This is a genomic window from Streptomyces sp. NPDC024698, from assembly GCF_055559015.1.
Window position 1 is genome coordinate 39,381 of sequence record NZ_JBVHLK010000010.1, and the last position, 15,748, is coordinate 55,128.

The window sequence follows — 15,748 nt, forward strand, 5'->3', positions numbered from 1 at the left end:
CCGACCCACGGCGGGGCAGCCCCCTCGATTCCGCGGCCCACCCGGGCCGCTCCCCCCACGTTCCTCACCGCACACCCGAAAAGGACAGCCATGCGTACCCTCGGCCTGAACAGCAGGACCCTGCGCGGCGTCGCCGCGACCGCCGCCGTCGCCTCCCTCGCCGCCTCTCTCGCCGCCTGCGGCGGAGACAGCGACGCCGCCACCCGGACGCGGTCCGACAAGGCCGGCACCGTGACGGTGGGAGCACTGTCCAACGGAGCCGCCAAGGAGACCGCGCTGAACGTGTCCGAGGTGAAGGCGATCAGCGCAGAGCTGCCCAAGTCCGTCACCAAGAAAGGCACGTTGGTGGTCGGCATCGGCGCGCTGCCCGCCGGCTCGGCGCCGCTGAACTTCGTCGGCTCGGACCAGAAGACGCTCACCGGCAGCGAACCGGACCTCGGCAAACTGGTCGCGGCCGTCCTCGGACTGAAGCCGGTGGTCAAGAACTCGACCTGGGAGAACCTCTTCGTCGGCGTCGACAGCGGCAAGGTCGACGTGGCCTTCTCCAACGTCACCGACACCGAGGAGCGCAAGAGAAAGTACGAGTTCGCCTCCTACCGGCAGGACAACCTCGCCTTCGAGGTTCCGAAGAAGAGCACCTGGAACTTCGGCGGCGACTACCGCAACCTCGCGGGTAGGACCGTCGCGGTGGGCGCCGGCACCAACCAGGAGAAGATCCTCCTGGAGTGGAAGGCGAAGCTGGCCAAGGAGGGCAAGAAGCTCACCGTCAAGTACTACCAGGACAACAACGCCACCGCCCTCGCCCTGAACAGCGGGAAGATCGACGCCTCCTTCGGCCCCAACCCCGCCGTCGCCTACCACGTCACCCAGAACGCCAAGTCCCCCAACCCGACCCGCAACGCAGGGCAGTTCTCCGGCGCGGGCGAGACGATCCAGGGGCTCATCGCGGCCACGGCGAAGAAGGACAGCGGGCTCGCCAAGCCGGTCGCCGACGCCATCAACTACCTGATCAAGAACGGGCAGTACGGCAAGTGGCTGGCCGCCTGGAACCTCTCGAACGAGGCGGTCAAGACCTCCGAGGTCAACCCGCCCGGCCTGCCGCTCGACAACTCCTGAACCACACCGCCCGCCCAGGGGACTCCGCCGCGCCGCGGCGGAGTCCCGGGGCGCGTCCGGCCGCGTTCCAGATACGGAGAACCCGCACCGCCATGTCCACCAGCCTCAGCCCCGTCGCCTCCCCGGGTCCGACCGCACCGCACGTCCTCGACAACGCGGCCTGGGCCGCGCTCACCGGCCCGCACGCCCACCTCGCCGAGCGCGTCGGCGGCGCCGCCCGCTACCCCACGGACGTGTCCCCGTTCGCCGCCCTCGACGACCCCGCCGACCCCCGCTCCTGGGCGGACCTGGCCGAGCTCGTCGGTCCCGGCACCCTCACCCCGGTCACCGCGGTCCAGACCGTGCCCGCCGACTGGACGATCGAACAGAGCGGTGAGGGAGTCCAGTTGACCGCCACCGCGCTGCACTCGGAGCCCGCGCCCGAGGCGATACGCCTCGGCCCCGACGACGTCCCCGAGATCCTCGACCTGATCGCCCTCACCCGCCCGGGCCCCTTCCTGCCCCGTACCGTCGAACTCGGCACCTACCTCGGCCTGCGCGAGGACGGCCGTCTGGTCGCGCTGGCCGGCGAACGGCTGCGCCCGCCGGGATGGACCGAGATCAGCGCGGTGTGCACCCACCCCGGCCACCGGGGCCGGGGCCTGGCCACCCGCCTGGTCCGCGCGGTCGCGGCGGGCATCAGGGAACGGGGAGACACCCCCTTCCTCCACGCGGCCGCCGACAACACGAACGCGATCCGGCTCTACGAATCGATCGGCTTCACCCTGCGCCGCCGCACCCGGTTCATGCTCGTCCGCACCCCTGGCGGACACCAGGCCGCGCCGCAACGACAAGATGCCGCCGGAGCGCCGGAAGAAAAGGCATAGCCGTGCGGTTGCCATGGTTCAGGACCGTGCGGCGCCCCGTCGGGCGCCGGCGGGCACCGGGCGGAGAACGCCCCCGCGAGCGCGGGGCCCAGAGGGCGGAGGTGAGACACATGCGGCACGTGTCCCACCGCGCGCCGAGCCCGCTCCCGCCCCGCCTTCCGCACCTGTACGGCCGGCCGCACATCGATCTGCTGCGGTTCGCCGGCGCCCTCTGTCGCCCCTGACCTGTTTCCACGCAGCCGCGCCCCGCTCACCAGGGCGGGCTTCCTCGTACGGTCGATCAGGAAGGCACCTCCGTGTCCTCGTCACCCCCTTCGCTGCACCTCGCCGTCGCCCTGGACGGCGCCGGCTGGCATCCGGCCGCCTGGCGCGAGCCCGTGGCCCGCCCCCACGACCTGCTGACCGCCGGCTACTGGACCGGCCTCGTCGCCGAGGCCGAGCGCGGTCTGCTCGACTTCGTGACCATCGAGGACGGACTCGGCCTCCAGTCCTCCTCCTTCACCGGACCCGACGGGCGCACCGACCAGGTCCGCGGCCGCCTCGACGCCGTCCTCATCGCCTCGCGCGTCGCGCCGCTGACCCGCAACATCGGTCTCGTGCCGACGGTCGTGGCCACCCACACCGAGCCGTTCCACCTGTCCAAGGCGATCGCCACCCTCGACTACGTGAGCTCCGGCCGCGCGGGCCTGCGCGTACAGGTCAGCGCACGCCAGAACGAGGCCGCGCACTTCGGACGGCGCACCTTCCCGCCCTTCCGCATCGAGGACTACGACACGCCCGCCGCCCAGGAACTGGTCACCGAGCTCTTCGACGAGGCCGCCGACTACGTCGAGGTCGTGCGCAGGCTCTGGGACAGCTGGGAGGACGACGCGGAGATCCGCGACCGTGCCACCGGCCGTTTCATCGACCGCGACAAGCTCCACTACATCGACTTCGAGGGCGGGAACTTCCGCGTCAAGGGCCCCTCGATCACGCCCCGGCCGCCGCAGGGACAGCCGGTCGTCAGCGCGCTGGCCCACGCCACCGTCCCGTACCGGCTGGTGGCCAGGTCCGCCGACATCGGCTACGTCACCCCGCACGACGCCGACCAGGCGCGTGCCGTCGTCGGGGAGATCCGCGCCGAGCAGACCGCGGCCGGGCGGGCCGACGAGACCGTGCACGTCTTCGGCGACCTCGTCGTCTTCCTGGACGACGAGCCCGGAGCCGCCGAGGCCCGCCGCGAGCGACTGGACGCCCTCGCGGGCCGGCCGTACACGAGCGACGCCCGGATCTTCACCGGCACGCCGGTCCAACTTGCCGATCTGCTCCAGGAGTTGAGCGAGGCAGGACTATCCGGCTTCCGGCTGCGGCCCGCCGTCGCCGGGCACGACCTCCCCGCGATCACCCGTGACCTGGTGCCCGAACTCCAGCGCCGGAACGTGTTCCGGCGGGCCTACGAGGCCGACACCCTGCGCGGGCTGCTCGGGCTGGCCCGCCCCGCGAACCGCTACGCCACGACCGCCTGAGCCGGAAGGACCCCGACCATGAGCAAGCCGCTCAAGCAGATCCACCTCGCGGCGCACTTCCCCGGTGTCAACAACACCACCGTGTGGAGCGACCCCGAGGCCGGCAGCCACATCGAGTTCAGCTCGTTCGCGCACTTCGCGCGGACCGCCGAGCGCGCCAAGTTCGACTTCCTGTTCCTCGCCGAGGGCCTGCGACTACGCGAACAGGGCGGGAAAATATACGACTTGGATGTCGTGGGACGGCCCGACACCTTCGCCGTCCTCGCCGCGCTCGCCGCCGTCACCGAACGCCTCGGTCTGACCGGCACCATCAACTCCACCTTCAACGAGCCCTACGAGGTGGCCCGCCAGTTCGCCAGCCTCGACCACCTCTCCGCCGGACGCGCCGCCTGGAACGTCGTCACCTCCTGGGACGCCTTCACCGGCGAGAACTTCCGGCGCGGCGGCTTCCTGCCGCAGGAGGAGCGCTACTCCCGGGCCAAGGAATTCCTGAGCACCGCAGGCGAGCTCTTCGACTCCTGGCGCGGGGACGAGATCGTCGCCGACCAGGAGACGGGCACGTTCCTGGACGACGCGAAGGCCGGAGCCTTCGTCCACGAGGGCCGGCACTTCGACATCGAGGGCCAGTTCAACGTCCCCCGCTCCCCGCAGGGCCGCCCGGTGATCTTCCAGGCCGGTGACTCCGAGGAAGGCCGGGAGTTCGCCGCGTCGAGCGCCGACGCGATCTTCAGCCGGTACTCCACCCTCAAGGAGGGCCAGGCCTTCTACACGGACGTCAAGGGCCGTCTCGCCCGCCACGGCCGCCGTCCCGACCAGCTGCTGATCCTGCCCGCCGCGACCTTCGTGCTCGGGGACACCGACGCCGAGGCCGAGGAGCACGCGCGCGAGGTGCGGCGCCTCCAGGTCAGCGGCGCCACCGCCATCAAGCACCTGGAGTTCGTCTGGAACCGCGACCTGTCCGCGTACGACCCGGACGGGCCGCTGCCCGACATCGACCCGGACCTCGGGGAACACACCGTCGCCCGGGGCCGTGCCCAGGTCCGGATGTACCGCGACCCGCTGGCCACCGTCCGGGAGTGGAGGGAGCGGGCGGCCGCCAACAACTGGTCCATCCGCGACCTCGTCATCGAGACCGGGAGCCGGCAGGCCTTCGTGGGCAGCCCGGCGACGGTCGCCCGGACCATCGACGCGTTCGTCCAGGCCGACGCCTCCGACGGGTTCATCCTGGTCCCGCACATCACCCCGGGCGGCCTGGACTCCTTCGCGGACACCGTCGTCCCGCTCCTCCAGGAACGCGGCGTCTACCGCACCGAGTACGAGGGCACCACCCTGCGCGACCACCTCGGCCTCGCCCACCCCGACGCCGAGGCCCGGGCCGCCCGGGTGGCGTCATGAGACGCCCGTACCGGGCCCCGTACCGGGAGCCGTGCCACCGCCCTCCCGGCCCACCGTCCGCCACCGCCCCCCTGTCCGTCGACCGCTGAGGAGGCCCCAGCACATGTCCGACATCCCTCTCGGTGTACTCGACCTGGTTCCGGTGTCCTCGGGTTCCACGGCCGGGGACGCGCTGCGCAACTCCATCGACCTGGCCCGCCGGGCCGAGAGCCTCGGCTACACCCGCTACTGGTTCGCCGAGCACCATCTCAACCCCGGTGTGGCCGGCACCTCGCCGGCCGTCGTCATCGCCCTGACCGCCTCCGCGACCTCGACCATCCGGCTCGGCGCCGGTGCCGTCCAACTCGGCCACCGCACCGCCCTGTCCACGGTCGAGGAGTTCGGCCTGATCGACGCGCTGCACCCCGGACGCCTCGACCTGGGCCTCGGACGCTCCGGCGGCCGGCCGTCAGGCAAGCCCGCCGCACCGCCGGTGACCGCGACGCCCGTGACCGACGGCCGCGCCCCGAACGGGCTCCTCATACCGCCCCGCTTCTCCTTCGAGCACCTCCTCGGCTCACCGAGGATCGCCCTTCAGCGCACGCTCCTCCAGCAGCCCAACGCCCAGTCGCAGGACTACGGAGAGCAGATCGACGACATCCTCGCGCTGCTCGCGGGCACCTACCGTTCGGCCGACGGCGTCGAGGCGCGCGCGGTCCCCGGCGAGGGCGCCGACCTGGAACTGTGGATCCTCGGCAGCAGCGGCGGGCAGAGCGCCGAGGTCGCGGGCCGGGGCGGTCTCCGGTTCGCGGCGAACTACCACGTCAGCCCCGCCACCGTCCTGGAGGCCGTGGACGGCTACCGCGCCGCGTTCCAGCCCTCCGACATCCTCGACAAGCCCTACGTCAGCGTGTCCGCGGACGTCGTGGTCGCCGAGGACGACGAGCGGGCCCGCGAACTCGCCACCGGGTACGGCCCCTGGGTCCGCAGCATCCGCACGGCCGAGGGGGCCATCGAGTTCCCCACCCCGGACGAGGCGCGCGCCCACGTCTGGTCGGACGCGGACCGGGCTCTCGTCCAGGACCGCCTCGACACCCAGTTCGTCGGCTCCCCCCGGCGGGTCGCCGACCAACTGGAGCAGCTGCAAGAGGCCACCGGGGCCGACGAGTTGCTCATCACCACGATCACCCACGGACACGCGGACCGGGTCCGCTCCTACGAACTGCTGGCCGAGGAGTGGCGCAAGCGGTGACCCGGCACCGGCCCCTGGAGTGACGGCCAGGGGCGACGAACAAGGCACCCCGTGCCCGGAGTTCCGGGCACGGGGTGCCTTGTTCGTGGACGGGGCGATCTCCCGTGGAGAAGGCGCGGACCCGGGCCGGGTGCTCGCATTTCAGGCGGTCGACGCGAGTGCCGTCGTGCGGCCGCCCAGCGTGGCCGAGAAGTGGTCCGTCACCTGCTCCAGGGCACGGGCCGCGGCGGGTGCGATCACGGCTGTGCCGTCCTCGCCCGCGGTGATGTCCTTGTCGAGGGTGAACCAGCCGGGCACGATGTGCGAGGCGCCCATGGAAGTGAGCACCGGACGCAACGCGTAGTCGATGGCGAGGACATGGGCCGTACTGCCGCCGGTGGCGAGGGGCAGCACCGTCTTGCCGGTCAGCGCGTACTGCGGGAGCAGGTCGAGGAGCGACTTCAGCAGGCCGGAGTAGGCGGCCTTGTAGACGGGAGTGCCGATCACCACGCCGTCGGCCTTCTCGAACAGGGCCGCCGTCTCGACGATCGCCGGATGCCGGAAGTCGGCTCCGAGCAGCGCGTGGGCGGGCAGCGTACGCACCTCCAGGGAGATGACCTCGTGGCCCTGGAGGCGGAGCCGGTCGTCGAGGTGGCGCAGGAGCCGGGTGGTGCGGGAGGTGGGGGAGGGGCTTCCGGAGACGGACACGATGGTGGCCATGGCGGACCTTCCGGGTCGGGATGCGGTTGTGTGAACGCGGGTCGTCGGGTGCCGGCCGGTCGGCCGGGCCCGCTCGTCGGGAGGGCCGTCGGCGGACGTCGCGGCCGGCGGCCCTCCCGACGGGAACTCACCAGGCGCTGGAGCGCACACTGACCAGCGGCCGCAGGTCACCCCGCAGCGCCTCCAGGAAGCCGACGACCTCGGCCGCCACCGAACGGTGCTGGAGGTCGTTGAGGACGTCGTGGTGAGCGCCGTGGACGACCGAAAGGCGGGCCAGGGGAAGCGACTTGGCCAGGCGGGCCAGTGCCTCGTCGTCGGCGAGCGGATCGGAGTCGCCGACGAGCATCAGGGTGGGCAGGGACGACTCGCTGTCGTAGGCCGCGCCGACCAGCGAGTCCGGGATCACGTCGTCGAGCGAACCGCGCCGTACCTCTGGGTCCTGGGTGAGGCGGCTTCGATGGGTGGGGCACGAGGTGCGGACGTCGAGCTCGGCGTCCCACGACTCGCCGGCGGCGTCGGTCTTCGCGGACGGGCCGGGAAGACCGGCGAGGACCAGGGCGTTCGGCCACCAGGCCGCCGGAGCCCTGGCCCCGCCGAGGAGCGCGGCGAGCGCCACGGCCCCCGAGTCCGCGCCGACGAGGACGACCGGCCGTACGACACCTTCCTGCGAGGCGGTGTCCTCGACGGCCTCGGCGAGCCGGGCCTCCAGCTCGGTCAGGGACGCGGCCGGGTCTCCGGCGTCGAGCGTCGGCGGGTCGATTACGCGGACCCGGTAGGCGTCGGCGGCGAGTCGTCCGCCGAGGCGCGTGTAGGTCGCCCGGGTCTCGCCGCGGCCGGGAACCACGAGGATCGTGCCGCGGACGAGGAGCCCTTCGGGCCCGTGGTGGTCGGTGTACTGGGACATCTCAGGCTCCTGCGGATACGGGTGCGACGGGGGCGGCCTCGTCCGGGTGCACGGGCTTCCAGCCCAGCGCGGGCGCCACCTCGGTCGCGATGAGTTCGAGGGCGCGCACGGCGGCGTCGTGGTCGGGGACGGCGGGGTTGAACTGGGCGATCAGGTCGGTCGCCACCGGCAGGACCTTCTCCCGGCTCAGAGCTTCGACGACGTCGTCGGGACGGCCGTAGAACGATTGGAAGCGGCGCAGCGCCTCGTCCCTGTCGAGGCCCCGGGGGAACGCGCCGCTCTTCGCCATGCGCAGCGCCGCCCGGTGCACGTCGTCGCCGATCGCGCGGAGCGCCGTGCGCCGGTCCTTGGCCGGGAAGACGAAGCGCGACAGGCCGACGCGCGGGCGGTGCGGCTGGTCCCAGGCGGCGAGGAAGGCGTCGGCCCAGGGCCGCTGCACCTCGTCGGTGGGGGAGTCGAATCCGTAGGCCGCCCGGTTGAGCAGCAGGTTCGAACCGCGGCGCGCCGCGTACTCGGCCCCGTGCGCGCTGAACACGCCCTGCCAGACACGGCGGCCGAAGTCGCCGGGGCGGGGCTGGATACGGAAGCCGGGTGTGCCCACCTCGTCGTGGGCCAGGGCCCGCCGCAGGACGTCGAGGTTCTCGCTGGTCAGTTCGCTTTTGCGGGCGGCGTCCTTGCCGAACGCGGCGTACTCCCGGTCGCTCGATCCGCTGCCCACGCCGATCTCGACGCGGCCGCCGCTGAGGGCGTCGACGGTGGCGATGTCCTCGGCGAGGCGCACCGGGTCCTCCAGCGGGAGCACGGTGACGGCGGTGCCCAGCCGGATCCGGGTGGTCCGCGCGGCCGCGTGGGCGAGGAAGGTCCAGGGCGAGGACAGACCCCCGCCGCCGAGGGCGACGTGGTGCTGGGCCACCCAGCCGACGTCGAAGCCGAGTTCGTCCGCGACGGCGAACAGGTCCTGTGCGTTGCGGTAGGTACGGGCGACGTCCTGATCGCGTCCCTGGACGTGGGTGAGGAAGCCGAGCCTGAAGCGTGGTCGCTCGCTCGTCATGCGATGTCGGCCTTTCGGTGGCGGGTCGTCTCGTCGGGGCGCCGTGCCGGACGGTTCTTCGGTGAGGCGGCCACCGGGCACGGCCGGTGGAGGCCGGTTCTGCTCCACCGGCCGGTCGCGGCGGATTCTCAGTCGTCCGCGAGCTGCGGCTCGCGGGCGTGACGGTTGGCCGGGACGGGCAGCCCGAGGTTGCCGCGCAGGGTGTCGGCCGCGTACTCGGTGCGGAACAGCCCGCGCTTCTGGAGGACCGGCACGACGCCGTCGACGAAGAGGTTCAGCTCCTCCTCGGTGCGGAAGGCGAGGTTGATGCCGTCGAAGGTGCCGGCGTCGAACCACTTCTCGATGGTGTCGGCGACGGTCTCCGGAGCCCCGACGAACGGCGAGCTCCGGAACTGATTGACGGACTCGGCGACCTGGCGCAGCGTCAGGTTCTCCGTACGGGCCCGCTCGATGAGGGCGGCGGCGCCGGTGCGGCCGCCCTTCTCCGCGAGGTGCGCGACATCGGGGAAGGGCGCGTCCAGGTCGTGCTCGCTGAAGTCGTAGGCGCCGAAGGCGCGTCCGAGCAGGGCGAGGTTGCGCACGAAGTCGTTGTCCTCCTCGAAGATCTCCCGTTCGCGGCGCCGGGCCGCCTCGTCGGTGGAGGCGACCACCGGGCTCCCGTGGATGAAGATCTTGATGTGCTCGGGGTCGCGGCCGTACGAGACGGTGCGCTTCTTGATGTCGGCGTAGTACTCCTGGGCCTGCTGGAGCGTGCCGCCGGGCGCGTAGATGCCCTCGGCGACCTGCGCGGCCAGATCGCGGCCCTCCTCGGAGACTCCGGCCTGGAAGATGACCGGCTGGCCCTGCGCGGAGCGCGAGAGGTTCAGCGGTCCCGCCACCTTGAAGTGCTCGCCCTCGTGGTCGAGCGCGTGCAGCCTGGACGGGTCGAGGAAGACGTCCCTGGCCACGTCGGCGGGGAAGGCGTCGTCCTCGTAGGAGTCCCAGAGACCCCGGGCCACCTGGACGAACTCCAGCGCGCGGCCGTAGCGCGCGGTGTAGTCGAGGTGTTCGTCGAGTCCGAAGTTGCGGGACGTACCCGTGTCGAAGCTGGTGACGACGTTCCAGCCGGCCCGGCCGCCGCTGATGTGGTCGAGGGAGGCGAACCGCCGGGCCAGGTTGAAGGGCGAGTTGTAGGTCGAACTGGCGGTTCCCACCAGGCCGATGTGCCGGGTGTGGGTGGCGACCGCCGACAACAGGGTGAGCGGTTCCAGGCGGTTGAGGTAGTGCGCCGGATAGGTGGCGTTGATGAACTGGCTGTCGACGATGAACAGGGCGTCGAACAGCGCGTGTTCGGCCGCCTTCGCCAGCCGGATGTAGTAGTCGATGTCGATGCTCGCGTTCTTCGCCACGCGCGGGTCCTTCCACAGACCGTGCTGGCCGGGACCGCCGACGCCGTAGGGGTGCAGGGCGAGGTGGATCGTGCGGGTCATGGGTTTCTTCCTGTCTTCGAGTGCTTCAGACGTTCAGCAGGGCGCGGAGGGCGGCGCGTTCGGCCCGGTCGGCCGAGGCGGAGCGCAGCGTGGGCGCGGAACGGACGAGCAGGCGCGTGTAGGGGTGTCGGGGCCGGCCGATGACATCGCGGGCGGCCCCGGTCTCGACCAGTTCGCCCCGGTAGAGCACGGCGATGCGGTCGGCGATCCCCGCGACGGAGCCGAGGTCGTGGGAGATGAACACGAGGGCCACCCCGTCGTCGCGGAGTTCCTCCAGGATGCGCAGGATCTGGACGCGGTTGGCGGAGTCCAGGGCGCTGACGGGCTCGTCGAGGATGAGCAGCCGGGGTTCGGTGATCAACGCCCGTGCCACGGCGACGCGTTGGCGCTGACCGCCGGAGAGTTCACCGGGCAACCGGCCGAGCAGGTCCGCGGAGAGATGGACGCGGGCCAGGAAGGCGCGGACCCGGTCCGCCGTCTCGGCGCGGGACACGCCCCGGACGAGCAGGGGTTCGCTCAGCGAGGCTTCGACGGTGAGGTCCGGATCGAGGCTGCGCAGGGGGTCCTGGAAGACGTACTGGACCAGGCCGCGCCGCCGCAGCGCACGCCACTGCCCGCGGCCGTACGCGCTGACGTCCTCGCCCGCGACGACGACGGACCCCGCCGAGGGCCGCACCAGACCGAGCACCGCCCGGGCCAGGGTGGACTTGCCCGAACCCGTCTCGCCGATGATCCCGACGGTCTCGCCCGGAGCGACGCTCAACGAGACGCCGTGCAGCGCGAGTCGGGGCCGCCTGCGCGATCCGTAGCGGACCGCGAGATCCCTGATCTCCAGGACGGCCCGCTCCGGTTCCGGGGAGCGGGCGGACTCCGGGGCCGGAGCGGACTTCACGGTCTCGGTGGTCATGACTCCCCTTCGGGCGCGAGGAACTTCTCCAGGCCGTACTGCTCGTGCTCGGCGATCAGCAGCCGGGTATAGGGGTGCCGGGGACGGTGGAGCACGACCTCGGCCGGGCCCTGTTCGACCACCTCGCCGTGGCGCATGACGAGGACCTCGTCGCACAGCTGGGCGACGACGGCCAGGTCGTGGGAGACCAGGACCAGGGCCAGCCCGGTCCGCTCGCGCAGATCGGCCAGCAGGTCGAGGATCTCGGCCTGGACGGTGACGTCGAGCGCGGTGGTGGCCTCGTCGGCGATGAGGACGCGCGGGCCGGCGGCGATGGCCACGGCGATGAGGACTCGCTGGAGCATGCCGCCGGACAGCTCGTGGGGGTACTGGGAGGAGACGAGTTCGGGGTCCCGGAGCTGGACCGACCGCAGCAGTTCGATCGTCCGGCGCCGTGCGGTGCGCCGCTTGAGACCGGTCTTGACCCGGAGGACCTCGGCCATCTGGGCGCCCACGCGGATCGAGGGGTTGAGGTAGGACGCCGGGTCCTGGAAGACGGCGCTGATCGTGGCACCGCGCAGGTCCGTCCACCGGGCCGGGGACAGACCGGCGATGTCGTGGCCCCCGATCTCCACCGAACCGCCGGTGATCTCGAAGGGCGCGGGCAGGATTCCCAGCGCGGCACGGCAGGTGAGGGTCTTCCCGCTGCCGGACTCGCCGACGATGCCGACGGCGCTGCCGGGCGTGAGCGTGAAGCTGACGCCGTGGACGATCTCCCGGCCGCCGCCCCCCTCGCCGATGCGTACATCGCGTACGGCCAGCACCGGGGCCGGCGGTTCGGAGGGCGCGGGCGGAGCGGGCTCCGTGGTCTCCGGGGCTTCTTCGGCCTTCGGGGTCTCGGTGAGGAGTTTCCCGGACAGGGTCGTCATCGCACACCTCCGGCGGGAGCGGGAGCGGCCGGGGCACGCCGGTCGGGGCGGGTCCTGCCGCGTCCGGCCGCCGTGCGGCCCGCCTCGCCGGAGACGTCACGGACGGCGTCGGCGAGGAGGTTGCAGGCCCAGACCGTCACCATGATCAGCAGGGCGGGGGCCAGCGGTGCCCACGGCTGATGGCTGAGATAACCCAGATCGGACGCGAGCAGACCGCCCCAGGTGGGCGCGGGAGGCTGCACCCCGATCCCGAGGAAGGTCAGGCTCGACACGATGACGAAGCCGACACCGACGGTCTGGGCCAGCGCCACCGCGATCGGCGGAAGCACCTTGGCCCACACGTGGCGCCGTACGATCCAGCCGGTCGAGGCGCCCGAGACGATCGCGGCCTCCACGTACGGCGAGCGGGCCACGGCCAGGGTGGCGGCGCGGGCCACGCGGTAGAACAACGGGGACACCAGGGCGCCCGTGACGAGCATGGCCTGGGTGAGCCCGTTGCCCAGCAGGGCGACGACGGCGACCGCGAACAGCAGGAACGGCAGGGCGACCAGGGTGTCGGCGAGCCGGAGAGTGACCCATTCGAAGGCCCGGCCGAGGTGGACCGACAGGATGCCGGGGACGGCACCGATCGCCAGGGCCGTGAACGCGACCTCCAGCGAGCCGAGGACGCTGACCCGAGAGCCGGCCAGGAGCCTGCTCAGCACGTCACGGCCGAGGTAGTCCGTTCCCAGCCAGTGGGCGCCGGAAGCGGCGGCGAGCGTGTGGTCGCTGGTGGCCAGCGGGTCCTGCGGGGCGAGCAGCGGCCCGAACAGGGCGAGCACGGCGATCGCGACGAGGACGGCCAGGGCGATCCGGGCGGAGGTGAGGGTGAGAACGCGGCGCACCATCGTCACACCCCCCGCCCCGCGGCGGGCGTGACGCGCGCCAGCACCAGATTGACGAGCAGGTTGAAGACGACGACCAGGACGATCGACACCACGAGGACCCCCTGCACGGCCGGTACGTCGCCGGCCTGGGCGGAGTCGTTCGCGAACCGTCCGAACCCCTGGAGCCCGAAGATCCACTCCGTGACGACGGAGGCGCCGACCAGGGCGGGGAACTTCAGCCCGAGCGTGGCGAGCGCGGGTCCGAGGCCGTTGCGCAGTACATGGCCGAAGAAGATCCGGCGTGGACTCAGGCCCCGGACGACCGCGCCGGTCACGTAGTTCTCGCGGTAGGCCCCGACGAGGCTGCCGCGCAGCTGACGGGCGACGTCGGCGACGACGTCGAAGCTCAGCGCGACGGCGGGCAGGGTGATGTGGGCGAGCCACGGCCCGAACCCCTGCTCCGCCGGAACGTACCCGGCGGACGGGAACAGATGCAGTCCCACCGCGAAGACGGCGACGAGCACGATGCCGACGACGAACGCCGGCATCACCGAGATCAGGGTGACGAAGCCCGTGATCGCGCGGTCGATCCAGGTGGTGCGGCGCACGGCCGCGATCGTGCCGAGGGCGAATCCCGCGACGACGCCGATGATCAGCGCGAACGTCGCCACCGACAGGCTCACGCCCAGGCCGAGGCCGATGAGCGTGGAGATGTCCGCGCCATTGGTCCAGCTCGTGCCGAGCCGTCCGTGCAGGACGCCCCCGAACCAGTCCGCGTACTGCACGAGGAACGGCCGGTCGAGACCCCAGTGGGCCTCGACCCGGGCGACCGCCGCGGGCGTCGCCTCCTCGCCCAGCTGGATGCGCGCCGGGCTCAGCCCGCTCAGCGACCGCAGGGCGAAGGTCACGAACGTCGCGACCACGAACACGGGCACGAAGATCGCGGCCGACCGGGCGAGGACGGCCAGGACACGGCCCAGGGTGTGCCCGGTCCTGACCGCGGTGCCCGGGAGACGGACGCCGGACGGGGCCGGTGCCTCCGTCGTCGTCATGGGTTGCCCCCTCTCTGTCGTGGGCGGGTTGTCAGTTGCCGCCGGCGATGGTCACGCCGGTCCAGTCGATGTGGGCCGGGTTCTTCGGCAGGGCGGAGATGGACTTGCTCTTGGCGATGAGGTTGGGCGAGGAGTACGTGAAGACCAGCGCCTTGCTCTTGAGGCCGGCCCGGGTCGCCGCCTGGAGGACCTTCGCGTAGTCCGGCGAGCCCAGCGGGGTCCTGCGGACCTTGGCGATGGCCGCCTCGAAGCCGGACGGCTCATAGGGGGAGCTGAGGTTGAGCGGGCCGTCCGGGCCGAAGTGCGCGGTCAGGGTCTGCGCCGCCGAGTCACGGCCCGTGGTGCCGTACAGCGAGAACGTCAGGTCCTTGGCGAAGAACGGCGTGGCCCAGTTCTTGTCGATCTTGATCGTGACCTTGATGCCGACCTTCGCCAACTGCGCCTGGACGATCTCGGCCTGAGGGTCCTCGGCCGGGATGACCAGGTTCAGCTTGAGCGCGCCCGCCTGGTAACCGGCCTCGCCCAGCAGCTTCTTGGCCTTCGCCGGGTCGTAGGCGTACGCGTTCTCGGACTGCGGGTCGTAGGCGACGTAGCCCTTGGGGAACGGCTGGTCGGTCACCGAGCCGTAGCCGAACGTCAGCTTGTCGACGAACTCCTGGCGGTTGACCGCGTAGCGGACCGCGTCGACGACCTTGTCGTTGTCGAACGGCGCCTTGTTGGTGTTGAGGCTGAGGTTGGAGGCGTTGAAGCCGGGCTGCACGAAGACGTCGAGTCCGGCCTTCTTGGCCGCGTCGGCCTGACTGGGCGCTATGTCGGCGAAGTTGTAGACGCCGGTCTGGAGTCCGGAGACGACGGTGGAGGCGTCGGGGGCGGAGCTCAGCTCCACATGGTCGATGTGGATGTTCTCGGCGTCCCAGTAGTCCGGGTTCTTCTTCAGCACCGCCTTGGTGCCGGGGACGAGCTGGGTGACGATGAACGGGCCCGCGCCGACCGGGCTCTGGTCCAGCTTGCCGGGAGAGGCCGCCGCCTTGGGGCTGGCGATCTGAAGGACGCGCTCGCCCAGCAGCTGGGGGATCTGGTAGTCGACCTGGCTGAGGTGGATCACCGCGTCGAGACCCTTGGCGTCCACCGACGTGATCGAGGTCAGGTCGCCGAACAGGGCGGAGTTCTTCTGCTTCTTGGCGCGCTCGATCGCGGCCTTCACGGCGGTGGCGTCGACCGGCGCGCCGTCGCTGAACTTCAGGTTCGGCCGCAGATGGAAGGTGATCACATCGCCCTTGGCGTTGTAGTCCCAGCTCTTGGCCAGATCGGGGACGGCCTTTCCGCTCGCGTCCGTCCGGGTCAACGAGGCGTAGATCAGGGCGAGTTCACGGAACTGGGCGCCGCTGCCGCTGACGACCGGGTCCCAGTGGGCGGGGAAGTAGGAGGAGGTCCACTTCAGGGCGGCGGAGCCGGTGGCCGACGCGGTCTCGCCGCCGCAGGCGCTCAGCGCGGGGACGAGCACGGTGGTGAGGGCGGTTCCCAGGGCGGCTGCGCGGAGCCGCCCGGGGCGCCGGGAGGAGCGGGATGCCGCTGCGGAGGGGCGGGGCGTGAGGCGTCCGGACATCGGTTCGCTTTCTGCGAGAGCTCCCGCCGGCGCCGGGGCGACGGCGGGGGAGCGAAGGACGGCAGCCCCGACGGCGGGCGACGCGCAGCCCGGGAACGGGCATGCCGGTGCGGGCTTGGGCGCACACAAAGGCATGCCGGGTCAGGGCAGGAGGCGTCGTCGGGCCGCGGGGA

The 15,748-nt window shown here is 72.0% G+C and carries 15 protein-coding genes; 6 read left to right on the forward strand and 9 right to left on the reverse strand.

The genetic code is table 11. The features are described from left to right. Positions 1-90 precede the first annotated feature (90 nt). The 6 genes from ACZ4AA_RS22820 (at position 91) to ACZ4AA_RS22845 (ending at position 6,113) form a co-directional block, all read left to right on the forward strand. Positions 91-1,116: an ABC transporter substrate-binding protein gene (locus ACZ4AA_RS22820; protein WP_467605390.1), complete on the forward strand. Its 1,026-nt coding sequence runs from the start codon at positions 91-93 to the stop codon at positions 1,114-1,116. Positions 1,117-1,208: 92 nt separating this feature from the next. After that, on the forward strand, positions 1,209-1,982 hold the full coding sequence (locus tag ACZ4AA_RS22825) for a GNAT family N-acetyltransferase (RefSeq protein ID WP_467605392.1): 774 nt from the start codon (positions 1,209-1,211) through the stop codon (positions 1,980-1,982). A gap of 110 nt (positions 1,983-2,092) precedes the next feature. After that, the gene (locus ACZ4AA_RS22830; protein ID WP_467605395.1) at positions 2,093-2,206 is read left to right on the forward strand and encodes a putative leader peptide; all 114 of its coding nucleotides are present in this window, start codon (positions 2,093-2,095) and stop codon (positions 2,204-2,206) included. A 72-nt stretch (positions 2,207-2,278) separates the two neighbouring features. After that, positions 2,279-3,487, forward strand: a complete 1,209-nt coding sequence (locus ACZ4AA_RS22835) for an LLM class flavin-dependent oxidoreductase (RefSeq protein ID WP_467605398.1) — start codon at positions 2,279-2,281, stop codon at positions 3,485-3,487. Between the two features lie 18 nt (positions 3,488-3,505). After that, positions 3,506-4,882 (forward strand): NtaA/DmoA family FMN-dependent monooxygenase, encoded by a 1,377-nt coding sequence (locus ACZ4AA_RS22840; RefSeq protein ID WP_467605402.1) that lies wholly within the window; start codon positions 3,506-3,508, stop codon positions 4,880-4,882. A 103-nt stretch (positions 4,883-4,985) separates the two neighbouring features. Further along, complete coding sequence (locus ACZ4AA_RS22845) at positions 4,986-6,113, forward strand: LLM class flavin-dependent oxidoreductase (protein WP_467605404.1); 1,128 nt, start codon at positions 4,986-4,988, stop codon at positions 6,111-6,113. 141 nt (positions 6,114-6,254) lie between these two features. Here the strand turns inward: ACZ4AA_RS22845 and ssuE are convergent, their stop codons facing one another. The 9 genes from ssuE to ACZ4AA_RS22890 form a co-directional block, all read right to left on the reverse strand. Beyond that, the gene (ssuE, locus tag ACZ4AA_RS22850; protein WP_467605408.1) at positions 6,255-6,812 is read right to left on the reverse strand and encodes an NADPH-dependent FMN reductase; all 558 of its coding nucleotides are present in this window, start codon (positions 6,810-6,812) and stop codon (positions 6,255-6,257) included. 127 nt (positions 6,813-6,939) lie between these two features. Further along, a complete protein-coding gene (locus ACZ4AA_RS22855) occupies positions 6,940-7,716 on the reverse strand; it encodes an alpha/beta hydrolase (protein WP_467605412.1) in 777 nt (258 codons plus the stop codon). A gap of 1 nt (position 7,717) precedes the next feature. Continuing rightward, positions 7,718-8,767, reverse strand: coding sequence for an LLM class flavin-dependent oxidoreductase (locus ACZ4AA_RS22860; protein ID WP_467605418.1), 1,050 nt, complete (start codon positions 8,765-8,767; stop codon positions 7,718-7,720). 128 nt (positions 8,768-8,895) lie between these two features. Beyond that, positions 8,896-10,236 carry an NtaA/DmoA family FMN-dependent monooxygenase gene (locus ACZ4AA_RS22865; protein WP_467605422.1) on the reverse strand — a complete coding sequence of 447 codons (1,341 nt, stop codon included), beginning with the start codon at positions 10,234-10,236 and terminating at the stop codon, positions 8,896-8,898. Positions 10,237-10,261: 25 nt separating this feature from the next. After that, the gene (locus ACZ4AA_RS22870) at positions 10,262-11,143 is read right to left on the reverse strand and encodes an ABC transporter ATP-binding protein (protein WP_467605426.1); all 882 of its coding nucleotides are present in this window, start codon (positions 11,141-11,143) and stop codon (positions 10,262-10,264) included. Continuing rightward, on the reverse strand, positions 11,140-12,051 hold the full coding sequence (locus ACZ4AA_RS22875; protein ID WP_467605430.1) for an ABC transporter ATP-binding protein: 912 nt from the start codon (positions 12,049-12,051) through the stop codon (positions 11,140-11,142). Before ACZ4AA_RS22875 ends, ACZ4AA_RS22870 begins: the two co-directional genes overlap by 4 nt. After that, positions 12,048-12,938 (reverse strand): ABC transporter permease, encoded by an 891-nt coding sequence (locus ACZ4AA_RS22880; RefSeq protein WP_467605435.1) that lies wholly within the window; start codon positions 12,936-12,938, stop codon positions 12,048-12,050. Before ACZ4AA_RS22880 ends, ACZ4AA_RS22875 begins: the two co-directional genes overlap by 4 nt. Positions 12,939-12,940: 2 nt before the next feature. Beyond that, on the reverse strand, positions 12,941-13,969 hold the full coding sequence (locus tag ACZ4AA_RS22885; protein WP_467605438.1) for an ABC transporter permease: 1,029 nt from the start codon (positions 13,967-13,969) through the stop codon (positions 12,941-12,943). 31 nt (positions 13,970-14,000) lie between these two features. Further along, positions 14,001-15,575, reverse strand: a complete 1,575-nt coding sequence (locus tag ACZ4AA_RS22890) for an ABC transporter substrate-binding protein (protein ID WP_467605441.1) — start codon at positions 15,573-15,575, stop codon at positions 14,001-14,003. Positions 15,576-15,748: the final 173 nt, after the last annotated feature.

Excerpts from the sequence above, each read along its gene's own strand:
- ACZ4AA_RS22820 (WP_467605390.1), top strand. The coding sequence starts at position 91 with ATGCGTACCCTCGGCCTGAACAGCAGGACCCTGCGCGGCGTCGCCGCG.
- ACZ4AA_RS22825 (WP_467605392.1), top strand. The coding sequence starts at position 1,209 with ATGTCCACCAGCCTCAGCCCCGTCGCCTCCCCGGGTCCGACCGCACCG.
- ACZ4AA_RS22830 (WP_467605395.1), top strand. The coding sequence starts at position 2,093 with ATGCGGCACGTGTCCCACCGCGCGCCGAGCCCGCTCCCGCCCCGCCTT.
- ACZ4AA_RS22840 (WP_467605402.1), top strand. The coding sequence starts at position 3,506 with ATGAGCAAGCCGCTCAAGCAGATCCACCTCGCGGCGCACTTCCCCGGT.
- ACZ4AA_RS22845 (WP_467605404.1), top strand. The coding sequence starts at position 4,986 with ATGTCCGACATCCCTCTCGGTGTACTCGACCTGGTTCCGGTGTCCTCG.
- ssuE (WP_467605408.1), bottom strand. The coding sequence starts at position 6,812 with ATGGCCACCATCGTGTCCGTCTCCGGAAGCCCCTCCCCCACCTCCCGC.
- ACZ4AA_RS22855 (WP_467605412.1), bottom strand. The coding sequence starts at position 7,716 with ATGTCCCAGTACACCGACCACCACGGGCCCGAAGGGCTCCTCGTCCGC.
- ACZ4AA_RS22860 (WP_467605418.1), bottom strand. The coding sequence starts at position 8,767 with ATGACGAGCGAGCGACCACGCTTCAGGCTCGGCTTCCTCACCCACGTC.
- ACZ4AA_RS22865 (WP_467605422.1), bottom strand. The coding sequence starts at position 10,236 with ATGACCCGCACGATCCACCTCGCCCTGCACCCCTACGGCGTCGGCGGT.
- ACZ4AA_RS22870 (WP_467605426.1), bottom strand. The coding sequence starts at position 11,143 with ATGACCACCGAGACCGTGAAGTCCGCTCCGGCCCCGGAGTCCGCCCGC.
- ACZ4AA_RS22875 (WP_467605430.1), bottom strand. The coding sequence starts at position 12,051 with ATGACGACCCTGTCCGGGAAACTCCTCACCGAGACCCCGAAGGCCGAA.
- ACZ4AA_RS22880 (WP_467605435.1), bottom strand. The coding sequence starts at position 12,938 with ATGGTGCGCCGCGTTCTCACCCTCACCTCCGCCCGGATCGCCCTGGCC.
- ACZ4AA_RS22885 (WP_467605438.1), bottom strand. The coding sequence starts at position 13,969 with ATGACGACGACGGAGGCACCGGCCCCGTCCGGCGTCCGTCTCCCGGGC.
- ACZ4AA_RS22890 (WP_467605441.1), bottom strand. The coding sequence starts at position 15,575 with ATGTCCGGACGCCTCACGCCCCGCCCCTCCGCAGCGGCATCCCGCTCC.